The organism is Staphylococcus sp. AntiMn-1, from assembly GCF_001663395.1.
Classification (GTDB): Bacteria; Bacillota; Bacilli; order Staphylococcales; family Staphylococcaceae; genus Staphylococcus; species Staphylococcus equorum.
Genome location: NZ_CP012968.1, coordinates 2,177,100 through 2,191,826, shown reverse-complemented (window position 1 = coordinate 2,191,826; position 14,727 = coordinate 2,177,100). Strand labels below are relative to the sequence as shown.

The following is a 14,727-nucleotide window of genomic DNA, read 5'->3' as shown; positions in this document are numbered from 1 at the left end:
AATATTTATTTCATATTTAATTTTTAAAAATAATCTAGTAAAAAAGCAACTAAAAAAGCCCACAGATAACGATTAAGTAATCTATCGGCTATTAATTATATATTTAGTTGGTTTCTAATGGTTTTTAGTTTCTTCCATAATAACTTTTATTTTTCCATTAATTCAGAAGTTATTACGAGTCCTTGTGTTTCAGTTTCAAAAAATTCTAGTTTTTGCAGTTTATTATTTTCTGGTAATAAGCGATCAAATTGTTCCCAAATCCAAAAAGCGATATTTTCAGCTGTTGTATTCATATCCGGCAATGTTTCGTTCACTAATTTTCCGTCTAAATAAGGTGCAATTTCTTTTTTATATAACTTATCAACTTCATTAAAATCCATTGCTAGACCATAATCATCAATTGCAGATAAAATTTCAATGTTGAATTTGTATAAATGATTCTCTAAATCTTTGTGAAATTTTTCAGTGAAATAAATACGATTGTTACATGTAAATTCATAATAGTTTTTTATACATACATCGTTATCTCGATATTTGAATTGTTGAGGTGGTTGCACATTATCGAAATTTGTCATTGAACTCACTCCTATTTCTCTCTTTGTATCTATATACCCTTTCTCTTTCTTCTATAATTAAAGTAATTATGTTTTTCTATATTCATTATAGGTAATTAAGTATTGTAATAGTTTTTTTTAGAAAGGATGAATGCTATGACTATTCACATTCAAAGAATTTATGATAAAGAACAAAAAGATGGTGTGCGTATACTTGTAGACCGCGTTTGGCCAAGAGGTGTATCTAAAGAGGATGCAAATTTAGATTATTGGTTAAAAGAACTTGCGCCTACATCTGAGTTAAGAAAATGGTTCGATCATGATCCTAAATTGTATGCTGCTTTCAAAGAAAAATATGAAAAAGAATTACGTGAAAATGACAATCAACAAGAAGCATTTAATGAACTTAAAGAAATCAAATCTAATACTAAAAAAGATATTATTTTATTATTTGCAGCTAAAGATGAAGAGCATAACCAAGCTGTCGTACTGCAAAACTTGCTAAAATAAGGTGGTGTTAGAATTGACCTCATGGAATATTCATGTACAAGATGACTGTGTTCAACAATTAATTAAAAAAGATGCAACATTAGCATTACTGATTAAAAAAGTTGGCAATCTTCAAATCAATATTCGTCCTAACCCATTAAAATCTTTAATTCGCTCTATAATAGGACAACAAATCACAGTAAAAGTGGCCGCATCTATTTTTGAACAGCTAACAGATGCTATCAATGATGAATGGACAGTTGATAAACTGTCAAAAATTGAAGATACGCAAATGAAATCCTTTGGTTTATCTAAATCTAAAATTAATTATATTCATAATTTAGTAACACATATACAACATGGAAAACTAGATTTAGAAAATTTACACAAGTTAAGCAACGATGAAGTTATTCGTACGTTAACTGAAGTGAAAGGTATTGGGCAATGGACTGCCGAAGTTTTTTTATTATTTACATTACAGCGTCCAGATGTTGTCCCTGTTCATGATGTTGGTCTGCAAAGGTCAGCGCAATGGTTGTACGGTACAACTAAAGCGCAGCGAAAAGCACAGCTTGCTTTATGTTCTGAACGTTGGAAGCATTGTGCATCTATTGGTGCGTTCTATTTATGGGAAGCCATACATCAAGATTATTTAGCTTACGCTTCCATACATGACATTAATGACTAATGTGTATACAGAAAGCTTTGCTAACTGCAAAGCTTCATAATATCGACAAAGCCTACGACTTTATTGGCATTTTTTGTGCACGTTTCAGCCTCAGCCTGTAGTCTCCAGCTAGTGCTTTTCCCGCAGGAGTCTGCCCAAATCACTGCCACTTTTTAAAATAATAATAATATAATCAATCATTGTTTGAAATTATGTAAAGACAAACGCAAATAAAATTGAATCTATAACTAAATTAGAGAAAAGATATTCCCTACATTTCCAATCATAATTGGCCATTGAAATTAATGAACAAAGATTGTCTCAAGGAAAAACATCTAAAAAAAATCAAATGCCTTTACAGCATTTGATTTGTCTACGTTCTGAGCTTTAGCAACATATTACCAAAACTTTTTATTATTTTTTATATAAACTTTTTTCGCCATCAGGCAGTTTTTCTATAAATGATTTAGGATCTTCGGCATACGTATTACCTACGCCACCATTCATTCTTTGGAAATGAAGATGAGCGCCTGTGGTTTGTTCGCCAGTATTGCCTGAAAGTGCAACGACATCGCCAGCTTGCACTTTGTCACCTACTTCAACCTTATAATCATTTAAATGCATATACCATTGATGATACTGACCATTTGCTTCCGAAATTTGTAAGACTTTCCCACCTAATTCGTTATTAAATGTGCGTGTTACCGTACCGTCTGAAGCAGCTTTTATAGGCGTATCTTCAGGTAAATGATAATCTATACCATAATGTTTACCATCAAAATTACTTCTCTCGTATTCACCAAATGTTTCTGTTTCTCTACTTCCATCAAATAACATGCTAAATGAGTTACCATTATCTTCATCAGTCTCGTTACTGCTTTCTTCTGTAAAAGTTTTATTCATACTGTCTTGAATGTCGTCGATGTTAATAATGAGTAGTGTTAACGGAACTATAATAATAATAAGTAAAACAATTGTTTTTATCGTATTTTTCACTATTCAAATCACCTTTATTATATTTAAGTTGTGATATATTAGTATACTTTTTATAGTTTTGATACGCTAATCATACAGCTTGAAAACGGCTCATACTTTAGTTTGATGTCACAAAAAAGTCATCGTATATTGTTTATACACTGACTTTTTCATTCAACTTATTTCAGATTATGCTTCAACGACCCTAAAGCTATATATTATTTTAAGCACTATAACTTCCAAGCATATTTTCCATTAGTTTCCATACGCTTTCTACATCCACTGCAGTAGCGAAATAAGCATTTTTTTCTTTATGCGTAATATCATTTAAATCGACTGCCATCGTCCCATATGTAAGCGGACTTTGGTGTTCAATATCTATGTGTGTATGTTGCATCGTAAATAAGTCTGGCTGTAATAAATACAAAATTGTACAAGCATCATGAATTGGGCCACCATCCATATTAAAATGTGTTTTATATGTTGATTTGAAAAACTCTAAAAGTTCAACGACAAATTTAGCAATTTGATTGTCGATACGCTTAAAGCGATTAATGACTTCATCCGTTGCTAATACTTGGTGTGTGACATCTAGTCCAAATACATTAATTGTCACTCCACTATCAAAGATTCGTTTCGCCGCTTCAGCATCTACCCAAATATTGAATTCCGCGTTAGGCGTCCAATTACCAAATGTGCCGCCGCCCATAATTGTTATAGAATCGATATATTGCGTGATGCTTGGATCTTTAATTAATGCAGTTGCTATGTTAGTTAACGGTCCTGTAGCAACAATGGTAACTGGTTCTTTACTTTGCTTTAATGTTTTAATAATGACGTCAGCAGCATGATCTGGTGTGGGTTTAAGAGATGGCACTTCAGGTAACTTCGGACCATCCAAACCAGTATTGCCATGAATTTGGGAGGCAAATGAAGCTGGCTTAATTAACGGACGTGTTGCACCAACTGAGACATTGATATCTCCTCTTCCCATAACTTCGAGCACATTCAATGCGTTCTTTGTATTTTTTTCAACAGATTGATTACCTGCCACTGTAGTTACTGCTAAGACATCAAGTGAGCTATTTTTTGCACCAGCTAAAATTAAAGCAATTGCGTCATCATGTCCTGGATCACAATCCATAATAATCTTTTTAGTCATATGCTTCACTCCAATCAAAATATTTTAGATATGTTGCTCATTTCAAATCTCAAAACTAAAACAATAGCTAATACTGAAAGTTCATTCAAAAATTCGCTATAACAAGAATCTTCTACGTAAACCTTACTGTATTCTAATCCTCCAATTCGAAATCTTGCCACATTTCTATCATACTACTTTTTAATATAGTAGTAACAATATTAACTAATCAATATTCAAACCGAAAACCATAGTAATAAACCAATTATGAAACAATGTAATTCATGTTAAAGCACGCCGTTTTATATTTATTTTTACTCATTACAAATCAAGCATATTGACATTCATGAACTAAAGCCAGATAATTTGTATAAATTATCTTATTTGCAACTTATTTAAGGAGGTGTGAAGTCAATGACCACAACACATGTTGATCCACGAATTACCAGAACAAAAAAATTATTGATGGATGCCTTTCGCGACATTGCTAAAGAAAAGAAGTTACAAACCATTACAGTGAAGGATATAACTGAACGCGCAACTGTAAACCGTGCTACATTCTATGCTCACTTTTATGATAAATATGACATTATGGACTATACATTGTCAGAAACCATTCTTAAAAATTTAAACGATAACTTAACCCTTGCTTCCGAACTTAATGAAGAAACATTATGCAAAACGTTTATCACAATTACGAGTTATATTGAAGAAACACATAATGAATGTAAATTAAATAGTGCTGCATATGGTGAAGTAGTTGAAAAGAGAGTAAAAGAAGAACTGGAAGATATTTTCTTAACGTTAATCGTACAAAAACATCCAACTGAAGATAGAGAAGCCTTAGCTACAAGTGCTCGCTTTTTATCGTGGGGGCTATATGGCACAGCTAAACATTGGTTTCATACGAGCAACACTTCTGCACTTAACTATATCGAAAAAGCACTTCCTTTGTTTATGAGTCACGTATTAAAATAAATCATACAAAAAAGCCTCTAAAGCAATGCTTATTTGTTCTAGAGGCTTAAAATTTTTCAAGAAACTATTTTTTGTTTTCATTAATAAAGTCTAATACATCACCAGTTAATGCGACGCCATTATTACTTTCACCTTCTACGCCACCGTAATGTAATCCTACTACTTCATTATTCGCATTAAAGATTGCAGAACCAGAGTTACCGCCAAATGTACTCGCACCGTATGTAAGTTGCGTGCCGCTATTTGTTAATACTTCTCCCTTACTTTCCCACATTGTAGCTAACGATTTATCACCCGGATAGCCAGTTACTGTCACAGGATCACCTTTACTAACACTTGATGCATCTTGGATTGTTGCGGGTTGTACGACATCACCTACAGACTGTCCTTTATCGTTAGTATTAAAATGTACAAGTACTAAGTCTTCTTGACCAGGGTAAGCTTGGACATCTTTTTCAGTAAACTCACCATACGGAAATGAACCTTCATTTTTAGCTGCAGGTGCAAATGTCATATCACCGTTTGAAAGATTAGCAACATGTTTATTTGTTAATACAGTATTTTCATCGATGACTACGCCTGTCGCTATATTGTCTCCCATATTAATGTAGCCTACTGATTGGTAATGGCCTGTAGTGGTATTTTCAATTTGTGTTCTGTCTTCATCAGGTAATATGACCCTCGGCATAACTTCTGATGACTGACTATTGGTCGTATTATCATTTTGTTGTGTTTGTGTTTGCTGATTCGTCGTATCGTTATTTTGAGTATCCGTAGCTGCAGAACTACTAAATGGTGCAATTGCAGATAACATAACTAAAGAAAAAGCTATACTACCTATCATTTTTCTTATAAACATAAATAACCCTCCATTAAAATATATTATACTATTAAAATTTAAAGAATTTTCCAAAAATAATCAAATCATAATATTAGTTTTTGAAAATATATCACCTTAATTTATAAGTTTTTTTAATAGTATATTCTTAGGTTATACCCTATCTTCTAAAATAGTATCATTTTCAAAACAACACATTTCTCTTTATGTTGTTTAAACGATACATATATAAACATGTTGTTTGCTTTATATTCCGTAACGTAATACAATGCATTTAAACAACAGGTGTTAGTTAGATAATGCTTGTTGCTTAAATAAAGTTAGGAGGGATAGACGTGACAACAATTCAAAAACACAATGGTTTCAAACGGACTTTTCAACAGGGTCATTTGACGTTAGGCTTAACGTTACCTTTTGATAATTCTGAACACATCGCATTGTCGTTGGAACATCAAGTTGATTTAGCGCAATACGCTGAAACACTTGGATTTACGAGCCTTTTTGTACGGGACAGTCCGCTTTATAGCCCACATTTAGGAAATGTAACGACAAACTACGATCCGTTTGTATTTTTAACTTATCTCAGCGCCAAGACATCAAAAATCGCTCTCGGAACATCTAGTATTGTTGCTACATTACGTCATCCAATTCATATAGCGAAAGCTGCTACTTCTCTTGACTTGATTTCAAATGAGCGATTATTATTAGGCGTTGCTACAGGAGATCGATCATTCGAATTTCCAGCTTTTAAAGTAAATACAAACCATTTAACTGAACAATTTCAAACAGCGATAACTTCTATAAACGATTTATGGAAAACACATTCACCGCAAATCTCAAATTCTATATTTGAATTATACGAGGATGCCGGTTTACAAATATTACCAAAACACAAGCATATTCCAATGTTTGCTACTGGTTATTCAAAACAAAATATGTCTTGGCTAAAGAAACACATGGATGGCTGGATGTTTTACCCACAAGATTTTCAGCAGCAAAAGAAATTATTACTAGATTGGCATCAAAATGATGTATTCAAACCTTTTATGCATCCACTTGTTATCGATTTGTCTGTGAATCCAAATGAGTTGGTTAAACCGATTAAAGGTGGTTATCGCTTAGGTAGAAATACTTTAATAAAAATATTAAAATCATATGAGCGTATAGGTACGAATCATATTATGCTCCACTTAGTTGAAAATGAAAGAACTTATAAAAATATATTAACAGAGGTTGGAAATTATATTATTCCACACTTTCCACCTCATGAATTACAGGAGGAAAAAAATTATGACACTATTAGATAGAATTAATATACTAGCAAATAAAGAAAAAGTTGAAACATTGAGCATTGAAGAAAAACAAGAACAACATGTATTAAGACAAGAATATTTACAAATGATTCGTGGACAAGTTGTTAACACATTTTCAACTTTGAAAGTCGTTGATCCTTTAGGTGAAGACATTACGCCAGATAAAGTCTATGAATTACGTGAAAACATGAATACTTTAGATTTAAATTAAATTGATAACTTTATAATAAATATTCACAAAAACGGCTGTGCACTTTCATATCAAAGCGCACAGCCGTTTAATATTTCTGAGGTTCACAAAGTGCAATTACTTATATCAATCGTTTAAAATTTGTTGCATTGAACGATCAACACTGCTCGCATACATATTTCCAAATTTGACTAAGTGTACCATTAATAAATAAAGTCTATAAAATTCTAAGCGTTTCTCCGCACCATCGCTCAATGGATAATGCTTATTATATTCATCATAAAATGATTGTGTAAAACCACCAAACACGGTAGTAATACCTAAATCAAATTCTCTATCACCATATAATGGTGCCGGATCAAATAGTGCAGGCGAACCATTTTCTAAAAACATATAATTGCCTCCCCATAAGTCTCCATGCAATAAGGAAGGTTTACTCGTATGCTTATTCAGTGCATCTATAATGACCTTACGTACACGTTTATATGTTTGAGCATCATTATCTGTCCATAATTTCAACCGCAATAATTCATCTTTTAAATGATCCAGACGACGTTCCACAAATAATGTTATCCATGAATCTGTCCAGCTATTATCAAATGAAATATCTCCACCTTCATATGGTAAATCAAACCCAAATTTTCCTGATGATTGTTGTTGGCTATGCATTTTCGCAACAAGCTGTCCTAATTCTCTTTGGCTACCAGTTGTGCCTTCATCTAAAAAGGTTAAGAGTAAATAAGCATCTTCATTAATTTTTCCGCTTCCAATCACTTTTGGCGCAGTAATTTGCGCTTGTTCAAAAAGGTTTAAACCTGCAATTTCTGCTGCAAAGAAATCTTCATTACGATTACGTTGCACGAGTAAAAAATAAGTTTCATCTGGTGTTGTTACTTGAAATGCTTCATTCACATCTCCACCACCAACTGGAGATATAGATTCTATATGATTTAATGGAAGTTGTGCTTGCCATTCTTGTTTCATTTGTACCCCTCCATAACTATTAAGCTATAATATTGCTACTTAATTATTACCGTTTTCAACATATCTTAATCAATAATGCTTATTGTCATACTTTTTATGTGACACTTCTTAAAATTATCTTGATTTACTCTAGGCATATATTCAGTAAAATGCTAGTCTATTAAAGACATCATTTTCAATATAGCCAACAATATAAATTAACTTTTGGCTTAAATACATATAAAATTCGATTAACGGAGTGATAATCTCATGTATAAACTAATCAAACCTATTTTATTTCAATATGACCCTGAAAAAGCACATGGCATGACTATTGACGCACTGAAATTCGTACAAAAACATTCTAAATTATTACCAGTCATCGAACAGTTATTTCATTATGAGCATACAGCCCTACATCAAGAAATTCATGGTATTCATTTTGACAATCCTATTGGTCTTGCAGCAGGCTTCGATAAATCTTGTGAAGTTCCTAAAGCTTTAGAGAAAGCAGGGTTTGGTGCTATAGAACTCGGAGGTGTTACACCTAAACCACAGCCTGGTAATCCAAAACCACGTATGTACCGATTAGTTGAGGATAACGCTTTAATTAACCGTATGGGCTTCAACAATTTAGGTATGAACAAGGCACTTAGTAACCTACGTAAATATAGCTATCAAGTACCTATAGGTTTGAATGTGGGTGTGAATAAATTTACTGATTATGAATCACGTTATCAAGATTATATAAAAGTAATCGATACATTTAGAAATGATGTAACTTTTTTTACTGTGAATATTAGCTCACCTAACACTAAAAATTTACAAAGCTTCCATGACAAAGATGAATTCTCACAACTTTGTTCCGCAATTCAATCATATAAAGACAGTCACAATGTCAACGTGCCTATTTTTATCAAGCTGACTTCAGATCTTGATTTAGATAGTTTAGGTCGTATGTTGGACCCTATCGTTGAAACTTTTGATGGCATTATTTTAGCTAATACCACTCAAAAACGTGAACAGTTACATTCTGACAATCAGCATGAAACTGGTGGTTTAAGTGGTAGACCGCTATTTGAACGTAATCTAGAACTCATTTCTTATGCCTATAAACAAACAAATGGTCAGTTCTTAATTATTGGTACTGGGGGTATATTTAATACCAGTGACGTCATTACAATGATGCGTCATGGCGCTTCGCTCGTACAACTTTATAGTGCTTTAGTATTTGAAGGACCAGGACTAACTAAAAAATTAAATAAAAACTTGGCAAAATACCTTAAAACAGAAGGTTATGAGCATATAAATGATATTATAGGGTTAGACGTATAAAATTCAGTAATTGTTTAATTTAAAATCATATTACATTATCTTTATTAGGGTATGTAAATAATAAAGGAGGCGCTATTATGTACAAGAAAATACTATTAGCTTATGACTTTGGCAACACATTCGATAACGTTCCGCAAGAATTACAAAACTTAACTGCTGGCGTAGATGACGCTGAAATTACAATTTTCAATGTTATTTCTGAAGGTGACTTACAAACCTCAGTACGCTATGATGGTAAACATTTTGAAGAATTAGCGAACGAAAAAGGCAAAAAACTAGATCCATTTGTTCAAAAATTAGAAAATCTCGGTTTAAATGTTCGCGTGAGATTTAGTACAGGATACATCAAGCAATCTATTCTGCAAGAAGTTGAAGAAAATAAATATGACATTATCGTCATGAGTAATAAACGTGCAAAACCAGACATTAAAAATGTTCTTGGGAATGTCACTCATAAAATTGCCAACAGCGCGAATCTTCCTGTATTAATTATAAAATAATAGGCATATAAATAAGGAAGCCTCCAACTAAATCTTGGAAGCTTCCTTTATTTTATTTAGAATGCTTTGCAATTATTTTCGACTTATATTGATACTTAATCCTGTTGCTTTAAGTATCTCTCAATTACTTGTAATACACCAGATTCATCATTAGATGGTGCGCGGTGTTGAGCTATTTTTTCAAGTTCTGGGCTACATTTCGCCATAGCATAACTATGTGTGGTCAATGCTAGCATTTCTAAGTCATTATTAGCATCTCCAAAAGCTAATAATTCGTCTTGCTCTATGCCCCACTGGTTTAAAAGTGCTTGAATCGCTACACCTTTATTCACTCCAGGTAAAATAAGATCCACACTCTCAGCACCACTTGTCACGGCTCGTATTTCATGTGCATATTCACTTTCCAAACCAGTTTTCACTTGATTTACGATATTGTCATCTTTGATTCTCATTGCCACTTTAACAAACTGGTCATCTTTGATATCACTAAAGTTTTCAACTTTTTCAATATCGTAGTAATAGTTAGTAATAAAATTCATAAATTCATCGCTACAATCACTTTTAACATATGCTGATTTAATCCCACTTACTATAACATCAGAGATATTATAATCCACCATAATTGTCTGCAGAATATCAAAGGTAAGTTGTTGATCAAAATGTGAAGAAGACACTAATGTATCATCAACATAAGTAACGGCGCCATTTTCTGCTACATACGTAATTTGTGCTTCCTTGCCTGGGAAATATGATCGTAATTGGGCATATTGATTACCACTTGCTACAATAAATTTGATATTACGTTTTGTTATTCCTTCAAATATTTTTTCAAAATATATTTCATCAAAGGTATGATTGGATTTAAATAACGTTCCATCTTTATCTACTGCAATTGCTTTTATCATCGGTATACATCCTTCCAAATTCGTTATCAACCCTAACAATATATGTTACTACTTACTTTACATCACAATAATATTAAATAAATGGCCATCTATGTCACTAAACAAACCACCATAAAACCCTTCTAACATCGTACCGCTCTGCAATACTTTACCACCCGCTTCTTTAACTTTATTTAATAATGCATCAACATCTTGAGACTGAGATACAGAAATAGAAACTAATGCTTCATTTGAGCCTATATTAGAAAGCTGAGATGCTTTTTTAAATTGGCTACGTTCAATAAGCATAATAATTTTATTATCGATCGTTTGAATTCCTCTCATTTTATCCAAAACAGCATCATTTTGTTGAATTTTAAAGCCAATGTCACTAAAAAATGCTTCACTTGCTTTAAGGTCTTTTACTGGTAAATTTAGCCATGCCGATTGTATATCCATTTTAACACGCCCTCTATTTTTACTCACCATATCATATCTCACTCTATAGGGGGCGTTAATCACCTACTTTAAACTATAGAACCGTTATCCACTTACATTGTGATTATTTCCTAGGTTATACTATAAAACTAAAATTAAATGAATTAATCATCGTTAATATGAGTGAGCTTACGAATATGCGATAGGTCAATCTTTTCAATCAATTGTTCATATGTGTTCAACGCCTTTTTAGTCATTGTTAATCCTTCTTCAGTTAGATAGATATACATAGCGCGTTGATCTTCAACACATTCTTGTCTAAAAACGAGCGGACAATCCATTCTTTCTATCCTAACGATTAAACGCGACATTGCACTTTGACTCAAATCTACTATTTTAATTAAATCATTCATTTTATATTTTTTTCCTGTTGCTGTAAAAATTTCGTATAGTACATAAAATTCTTTTAAACTTAAATGATATTGTTGTTTTAACGTTTTTTCTATTAATGATTCTGTGTAGTGTACATATTTTGTCATTTCAATCCAATTATTTATTTTTTGCTGTTGTTCCATATAACATCCCCCAATACTTCTCTACCATCTATATTTATTCTGCTGTTTATTTTATAGCTTTACGTTACATCATAGATTGATTGTTTTGTTAATTCCCATTTTTTATCTGCAACATTTTCAACGAACTTTGCATCATGAGAAGTGAATAAAATGATACCCGGATAAGCATTCATAAATAATTCCAATGCTTCTAATGTTTTTATATCTAAAAAATTAGTGGGTTCATCTAAGATTAACATATTAGCTTTAGTAGAAAATAACACAGCTAAAGATAATTTTGTTCTTTCACCACCACTTAGAACTTTACAGGAACGCTCAAGCGCCTCATTTAATCCTAAGTTATTTAATATAGCTCGAGCAAAGTGTTCTTGCGTATCTGTTTCTTCCATTAAAAATTGTAAAAGTGAAACATCTCGCATTGCTTCATAACTAAGTTGACGATAATAGGCCATACGCACTTTTGGTGAACAATCAATACCTTTTTCTTGATGATATATCGCTTCAAACAAAGAAGTTTTACCTACTCCATTATCACCAATAATTGCAATGTTACAACCATATGAAATTTGAAATCGTGTATCGTTAAGGAGCGGGATACCTTCGCGTGTTAATGTGAAGTTTTGAGCAATAATTGGATAATTATTATGCACTTCATAAACTTTACTTTGAGGAAATTGAAAATCATATTGCTGTTTAGGTCGTTCAATTTCTTCGATTTGTTCTAATCGCTTTTCTATATGTTTCGCCTGTTTCTGTGCTGCTTTCTCGACTGTATCTTTTTGTTTAGAAGCACTATATCTGTCTGGTTTAATACTTTTGTTCTTTTGTTTAGATGTTGCTTTCCCATATTTTTGTGCTTGTTTATGCTTTTCTTCACTGGCTTTGGTTAGTCTAGTTTTCTCACTTTGATATTGTTGATACTGACGACTATGTTCAATATATTCTTGCTCTAATTGAGCATGATATTGACTATAATTCCCTTTAAATACCCTTATTGTGCCATCATTTTGTATTTCCCAAATTGTATCTACAATGTCATCTATAAGCGCTCTATTATGCGTAACCATTATTAATGTCCCATAGTAATATTTTAAAGTATCAGCTAAATAGTCAATTCCATTTTTATCCAAATGATTTGTTGGCTCATCCAATAATAAAATGGGACTATAATTTGATATAATATTAGCTAACTTATACTTTGCTTTTTCTCCACCACTCATTTTATCTGTCGTATGCATTGGTAGATTAAGTTGACTTAACACATCACCTTTTAATTGGTTAAAATCACTATCTATCTCCATACTAAGTTGTTTAAAATATTGCATTTCATCATTGACTTCAATTGTACCTAAATCAGGTTTAATAGTTTGATTTATCATATTTAATATTGTTGTTTTACCTGTACCATTTGCTCCGATTAATGCAATTTTTTCAAATTGATAAGCATGTAGCGCTTCGATTTCTATAGAACGAAAATCTGTTAATTTGTGTGTTATTTGATTAAATTTAATTGTATATTCCATCATTGATATACACTCCTTATTAATAAAAGGAAGTGCACGCAAAAAAATAAGACAGGTTTCTCCTATCTCACTCACATAATATATTTATGACACTATCTTTACGTGATAGTACTCTCTTAATACATTATCTTCTTATTAGGAAAAAATGACATACTTCACCCTATGAGAATGTGGCGTGAACTGTACCTTTTTGAATTTATTGTGTTTATGATTCAAAAAGGTTCTAGCGAAGTCTCATAGAAGCTGTCATTTTAATCCTCCTTGTCTTTATATATTGCATTTACTGTAACATCTTGATTATTTATTTTCAATACACATTTGAATAGATTCATCAAGATAGCGGTAGTCACTTACTTTTTAATAAAAAAACATACTGGAAGGCTTTATAAATAAAAAGTCCTCGCAGTATGTTCAGCTCACTATGAATTGCTATTTAATAATTTCTCTTTTAAATCTTTACGTTCATATTCTAATGAATACGGATCATTTAACCAATAAATGCCTTCGTCTACTTTAAATGTATGATTGTTTTGTACCGCTTCAGTATTTTTCCAAATTTCTTTATTTTCAAATGATAAGTCAGACCCTTTTGCTACAGGAGTCACAACATAATCGCCAGCCATTTTAGGAAGCTCTTCTTCTGAGATATCAGCTAAATCATTTTCTTTTGTTGCTTTTTCTACTGTCTCTGGCATTTTCAACCCAAATGAGTCGTATAAAATCTCACTACCGTGACCATATGTTTTACCTAGCGCATAGATTTTTTTATCAAAATCTTTGATGATAGACACTGTTGTATCTGCTCCAATGGCATCTTTGATTTCTTTACCATCATCTTTTGTTTTTTGCTCCCAGTCTTCAACCCATTTTTTTGCTTTATCTTCTTTGCCAACAATTTTCCCTAGCTCTAGGTGCTGTTCTTTATAATCATGTTTTGCATAATCAAAGGCAACAGTTGGTGCTATTTTTTTCATTTTTTTCAAGTTTTTATCTGTATTATAAGTAATGATTAAATCTGGTTTGAGTTTCGCGACGCTTTCTACATTTTCAGCATCTACCTTCTCCACATCTTTAAATTTTTCTTTTAATACTTTACTGTCATCAACGATATTCGCAACTCCTACAATATTCGCATCAAGTTGTTTTAAACCACCTGCATATGTTGCCCCTAAAACGACAATACGCTTAGGATTTTTAGGTATTTTCACTTTATCTCCTGAGTCTTGTTTGTAAGTTGTTTTTTCGCTATCTTTTTTAGACGACTTGTCTTCTGAGCCATTGCTACACGCTGCAAGTACAAGCACCAACACTAACAAAGGTAATAATAGTTTCTTCATTGTTTTATGTCCCCTTTTTTTATCGTA

Annotated in this window: 17 protein-coding genes; 7 read left to right on the top strand and 10 right to left on the bottom strand. The window is 32.3% G+C overall.

Going from position 1 to position 14,727, the window contains the following annotated elements:
• Window positions 1–146: 146 nt before the first annotated feature.
• Window positions 147–575: a 6-pyruvoyl trahydropterin synthase family protein gene (locus AOB58_RS10585; protein ID WP_021339756.1), complete on the bottom strand. Its 429-nt coding sequence runs from the start codon at window positions 573–575 to the stop codon at window positions 147–149.
• Between the two features lie 135 nt (window positions 576–710).
• Between AOB58_RS10585 and AOB58_RS10580 the strand changes: the two genes are divergently transcribed.
• Window positions 711–1,064, top strand: coding sequence for a DUF488 domain-containing protein (locus tag AOB58_RS10580; protein ID WP_064783402.1), 354 nt, complete (start codon window positions 711–713; stop codon window positions 1,062–1,064).
• 4 nt (window positions 1,065–1,068) lie between these two features.
• Entirely contained in the window at window positions 1,069–1,731 is a 663-nt protein-coding gene (locus AOB58_RS10575; protein ID WP_236582977.1) for a DNA-3-methyladenine glycosylase family protein, read from the top strand.
• Window positions 1,732–2,124: 393 nt separating this feature from the next.
• Here AOB58_RS10575 and AOB58_RS10570 read toward each other — a convergent pair whose 3' ends face one another.
• Window positions 2,125–2,706: a M23 family metallopeptidase gene (locus tag AOB58_RS10570; RefSeq protein ID WP_021339758.1), complete on the bottom strand. Its 582-nt coding sequence runs from the start codon at window positions 2,704–2,706 to the stop codon at window positions 2,125–2,127.
• A 202-nt stretch (window positions 2,707–2,908) separates the two neighbouring features.
• Entirely contained in the window at window positions 2,909–3,847 is a 939-nt protein-coding gene (locus AOB58_RS10565; RefSeq protein WP_064783400.1) for a nucleoside hydrolase, read from the bottom strand.
• A 393-nt stretch (window positions 3,848–4,240) separates the two neighbouring features.
• Here AOB58_RS10565 and AOB58_RS10560 point away from each other — a divergent pair, with 393 nt between their 5' ends.
• The gene (locus AOB58_RS10560; protein WP_021339760.1) at window positions 4,241–4,804 is read left to right on the top strand and encodes a TetR/AcrR family transcriptional regulator; all 564 of its coding nucleotides are present in this window, start codon (window positions 4,241–4,243) and stop codon (window positions 4,802–4,804) included.
• 64 nt (window positions 4,805–4,868) lie between these two features.
• Here the strand turns inward: AOB58_RS10560 and AOB58_RS10555 are convergent, their stop codons facing one another.
• Window positions 4,869–5,663 (bottom strand): trypsin-like serine peptidase, encoded by a 795-nt coding sequence (locus AOB58_RS10555; RefSeq protein WP_021339761.1) that lies wholly within the window; start codon window positions 5,661–5,663, stop codon window positions 4,869–4,871.
• A 314-nt stretch (window positions 5,664–5,977) separates the two neighbouring features.
• On the opposite strand from AOB58_RS10555, the gene AOB58_RS10550 reads away from it, so the two are divergent.
• Together AOB58_RS10550 and AOB58_RS10545 are read left to right on the top strand one after the other, a co-directional pair.
• Window positions 5,978–6,949 (top strand): LLM class oxidoreductase, encoded by a 972-nt coding sequence (locus tag AOB58_RS10550; protein ID WP_002506607.1) that lies wholly within the window; start codon window positions 5,978–5,980, stop codon window positions 6,947–6,949.
• Entirely contained in the window at window positions 6,933–7,166 is a 234-nt protein-coding gene (locus AOB58_RS10545; RefSeq protein ID WP_002506606.1) for a DUF896 domain-containing protein, read from the top strand. Before AOB58_RS10550 ends, AOB58_RS10545 begins: the two co-directional genes overlap by 17 nt.
• 105 nt (window positions 7,167–7,271) lie before the next feature.
• Here AOB58_RS10545 and AOB58_RS10540 read toward each other — a convergent pair whose 3' ends face one another.
• Window positions 7,272–8,129, bottom strand: coding sequence for a fructosamine kinase family protein (locus AOB58_RS10540; protein ID WP_002506605.1), 858 nt, complete (start codon window positions 8,127–8,129; stop codon window positions 7,272–7,274).
• Window positions 8,130–8,378: 249 nt separating this feature from the next.
• Between AOB58_RS10540 and AOB58_RS10535 the strand changes: the two genes are divergently transcribed.
• Complete coding sequence (locus tag AOB58_RS10535; RefSeq protein ID WP_021339762.1) at window positions 8,379–9,443, top strand: quinone-dependent dihydroorotate dehydrogenase; 1,065 nt, start codon at window positions 8,379–8,381, stop codon at window positions 9,441–9,443.
• Between the two features lie 77 nt (window positions 9,444–9,520).
• Window positions 9,521–9,943, top strand: coding sequence for a universal stress protein (locus AOB58_RS10530; protein ID WP_002506603.1), 423 nt, complete (start codon window positions 9,521–9,523; stop codon window positions 9,941–9,943).
• Window positions 9,944–10,038: 95 nt separating this feature from the next.
• Here the strand turns inward: AOB58_RS10530 and AOB58_RS10525 are convergent, their stop codons facing one another.
• The 5 genes from AOB58_RS10525 to AOB58_RS10505 all read right to left on the bottom strand — a co-directional run bounded on the left by AOB58_RS10525 (window position 10,039) and on the right by AOB58_RS10505 (window position 14,700).
• Window positions 10,039–10,848 (bottom strand): Cof-type HAD-IIB family hydrolase, encoded by an 810-nt coding sequence (locus tag AOB58_RS10525; RefSeq protein ID WP_002506602.1) that lies wholly within the window; start codon window positions 10,846–10,848, stop codon window positions 10,039–10,041.
• 57 nt (window positions 10,849–10,905) lie between these two features.
• A complete protein-coding gene (locus AOB58_RS10520; RefSeq protein WP_021339763.1) occupies window positions 10,906–11,286 on the bottom strand; it encodes a VOC family protein in 381 nt (126 codons plus the stop codon).
• A gap of 143 nt (window positions 11,287–11,429) precedes the next feature.
• Entirely contained in the window at window positions 11,430–11,840 is a 411-nt protein-coding gene (locus AOB58_RS10515) for a MarR family winged helix-turn-helix transcriptional regulator (RefSeq protein ID WP_002506600.1), read from the bottom strand.
• Window positions 11,841–11,899: 59 nt separating this feature from the next.
• Window positions 11,900–13,366: a ribosomal protection-like ABC-F family protein gene (gene abc-f, locus AOB58_RS10510; RefSeq protein WP_064783399.1), complete on the bottom strand. Its 1,467-nt coding sequence runs from the start codon at window positions 13,364–13,366 to the stop codon at window positions 11,900–11,902.
• A 416-nt stretch (window positions 13,367–13,782) separates the two neighbouring features.
• On the bottom strand, window positions 13,783–14,700 hold the full coding sequence (locus AOB58_RS10505) for an ABC transporter substrate-binding protein (protein ID WP_002511560.1): 918 nt from the start codon (window positions 14,698–14,700) through the stop codon (window positions 13,783–13,785).
• Window positions 14,701–14,727: the final 27 nt, after the last annotated feature.

What these genes read in the sequence shown, in the direction of transcription:
- AOB58_RS10530 (WP_002506603.1), top strand. Translation starts at nt 9,521, where the DNA reads ATGTACAAGAAAATACTATTAGCTTATGACTTTGGCAACACATTCGAT.
- abc-f (WP_064783399.1), bottom strand. Translation starts at nt 13,366, where the DNA reads ATGATGGAATATACAATTAAATTTAATCAAATAACACACAAATTAACA.
- AOB58_RS10585 (WP_021339756.1), bottom strand. Translation starts at nt 575, where the DNA reads ATGACAAATTTCGATAATGTGCAACCACCTCAACAATTCAAATATCGA.
- AOB58_RS10535 (WP_021339762.1), top strand. Translation starts at nt 8,379, where the DNA reads ATGTATAAACTAATCAAACCTATTTTATTTCAATATGACCCTGAAAAA.
- AOB58_RS10515 (WP_002506600.1), bottom strand. Translation starts at nt 11,840, where the DNA reads ATGGAACAACAGCAAAAAATAAATAATTGGATTGAAATGACAAAATAT.
- AOB58_RS10560 (WP_021339760.1), top strand. Translation starts at nt 4,241, where the DNA reads ATGACCACAACACATGTTGATCCACGAATTACCAGAACAAAAAAATTA.
- AOB58_RS10525 (WP_002506602.1), bottom strand. Translation starts at nt 10,848, where the DNA reads ATGATAAAAGCAATTGCAGTAGATAAAGATGGAACGTTATTTAAATCC.
- AOB58_RS10540 (WP_002506605.1), bottom strand. Translation starts at nt 8,129, where the DNA reads ATGAAACAAGAATGGCAAGCACAACTTCCATTAAATCATATAGAATCT.
- AOB58_RS10505 (WP_002511560.1), bottom strand. Translation starts at nt 14,700, where the DNA reads ATGAAGAAACTATTATTACCTTTGTTAGTGTTGGTGCTTGTACTTGCA.
- AOB58_RS10545 (WP_002506606.1), top strand. Translation starts at nt 6,933, where the DNA reads ATGACACTATTAGATAGAATTAATATACTAGCAAATAAAGAAAAAGTT.
- AOB58_RS10565 (WP_064783400.1), bottom strand. Translation starts at nt 3,847, where the DNA reads ATGACTAAAAAGATTATTATGGATTGTGATCCAGGACATGATGACGCA.
- AOB58_RS10520 (WP_021339763.1), bottom strand. Translation starts at nt 11,286, where the DNA reads ATGGATATACAATCGGCATGGCTAAATTTACCAGTAAAAGACCTTAAA.
- AOB58_RS10580 (WP_064783402.1), top strand. Translation starts at nt 711, where the DNA reads ATGACTATTCACATTCAAAGAATTTATGATAAAGAACAAAAAGATGGT.
- AOB58_RS10555 (WP_021339761.1), bottom strand. Translation starts at nt 5,663, where the DNA reads ATGTTTATAAGAAAAATGATAGGTAGTATAGCTTTTTCTTTAGTTATG.